Consider the following 2,088-nt stretch of genomic DNA (forward strand, 5'->3'; position numbering starts at 1 on the left):
ATGGGTTGGACGCTGCCCTGGTACTCCTCGCACCACAGCGACCACGGCCGCGACTTCAACCGCGACTTCGAGGCGACCATCGTGGTGGACGACGGTGTACAAGGGCGGTCCGCACGGCGCGGCGAAGCTCGGGGCGGGCGTGTTCGCCTACTCCGCGCTCTCCGCCTTCGGTGACGGCGTCGGCCACCTGCTCTCCCCCACCCGGGCCCAGCAGGACGTGCCGGAGCTGCGCACCGAGAACCTCAAGGCCGTGGCCGTGTACGGCGACGACCAGATGAACGACGCCCGCATGGCGCTGATGACGGTCCGCGCGGCCGTCGAGGCGGGCGCGGTCGTCCTCAACCACGCCCAGGTCACCGGCCTGCGCTTCACCAAGGGCCGGGTCACGGGCGCCGACCTCAAGGACGCCGTCTCCGGCGAGGAGTTCGGCGTCAACGCCCGGCTGGTGCTGAACGCGACCGGCCCCTGGGTCGACCACCTGCGCCGGATGGAGGACCCGAACGCGGCCCCGTCCATCCGCCTGTCCAAGGGTGCGCACCTGGTGCTGAAGCGGACCTCCCCCTGGAAGGCCGCGCTCGCCACCCCCATCGACAAGTACCGGATCACCTTCGCCCTCCCCTGGGAGGACATGCTCCTGCTCGGCACGACCGACGAGGAGTACGAGGGCGACCCGGCGGACGTCGCGGTCACCGAGAAGGACATAGCCCAGATCCTGGACGAGGCCGCGTTCTCCGTCCGGGACCAGCAGCTGCGGCGTGACCTGATCACCTACTCCTTCGCCGGTCTGCGGGTGCTGCCCGGTGGCCCCGGCAGCACCGCGAAGGCCAAGCGGGAGACCGTGGTCACCGAGGGCAGGGGCGGCATGCTGTCCGTCGCGGGCGGCAAGTGGACCACCTTCCGGCACATCGGCCGCACCGTGATGCAGAAGCTGGAGGCGCTGCCGGGCCACCCGCTCGGCGACGACTTCGAGCCGATCTCCTCGCTGCCGAAGAAGCTGCCGCTGCCCGGTGTCGCCAACCCCCGTGCCGTCGCCCACCGGCTCCTGGTGGACCACCCGGCGCCCGGTCCGCGGATGGCCGCCGACACGGCCAAGCACCTGGCCACCCACTACGGTTCGCTGGCCTTCGACATCGCCCGCATCGCCAACGAGCACCCGGAGCTGGCCGAGCGTGTCCACCCGGACGCGCCGGAGATCTGGGCGCAGGTGGTCTGGGCCCGCGACCACGAGTGGGCCGAGACCGCCGACGACGTGCTGCGCCGCCGCACCACCCTGACGATCCGCGGCCTGGCCACGGACGACGTCAGGGCCAAGGTCCAGGACCTGCTCGACAAGAAGTAGCCGGTCCCCGCAGGGCGGCTCCTCTCCCCGGGAGCCGCCCTTTCGCATACCCGCCGCCGGAACCGGGCCGTGACCGGGCCTGGGCGCCGGCGCCTGACCAGGCCGCATAATGTGGCCAGAGACATCGGATGTCTGGACTACAGGGAGGCCGGTATGGCAGTCACCGATGAGGCGATCGAGAAGATCAAGGACATGATCGTCTCCGGTGCGCTGCGCCCCGGTGACCGGTTGCCCAAGGAGAGCGAACTCGCCGCCGAGCTCGGCCTGTCCCGCAACTCGCTCCGGGAGGCGGTGCGCGCCCTGTCGCTGATCCGGATCCTCGACGTACGGCAGGGCGACGGCACCTATGTCACCAGCCTCGACCCGCAGTTGCTCCTGGAGGCGATGAGCTTCGTCGTCGACTTCCACCGGGACGACACGGTCCTCGAGTTCCTGGCGGTGCGCCGGATCCTGGAGCCGGCCGCGACCGCGATGGCCGCCTCCCGGATCAGTGAGCAGCAACTGGACGCGCTGGCGGCCCAGTTGGACGCGCTCGGCGGCGCGCCCTCGGTGGAGGAACTGGTCGCCTGCGACCTGGAGTTCCACCGGGGCATCGTGCAGAGCTCGGGGAACTCGGTGCTCTGCTCGCTTCTTGACGGCCTGTCCGGGCCGACCACCAGGGCGCGGATCTGGCGCGGACTGACCCAGGAGGACGCGGTGGCGCGCACCCTGCACGAGCACCGGGCGATCCTGGCGCCGTTCGATGGTGC

General features: G+C 71.2%; 1 protein-coding gene and 1 pseudogene. Both read left to right on the forward strand.

Translation table 11 applies throughout. The features are described 5' to 3' along the window. Positions 1-79 precede the first annotated feature (79 nt). Positions 80-1,339 (forward strand): annotated as a pseudogene (locus ABZ646_RS45615) (FAD-dependent oxidoreductase); the annotation flags it as partial. A gap of 153 nt (positions 1,340-1,492) precedes the next feature. Next, positions 1,493-2,088, forward strand: a 596-nt coding sequence (locus ABZ646_RS45620; protein ID WP_360533416.1) for an FCD domain-containing protein, incomplete at its 3' end; no start/stop codon positions are given.

It is taken from the genome of Streptomyces sp. NPDC007162 (assembly GCF_040634175.1).
In the GTDB taxonomy this organism is placed as follows: domain Bacteria; phylum Actinomycetota; class Actinomycetes; order Streptomycetales; family Streptomycetaceae; genus Streptomyces.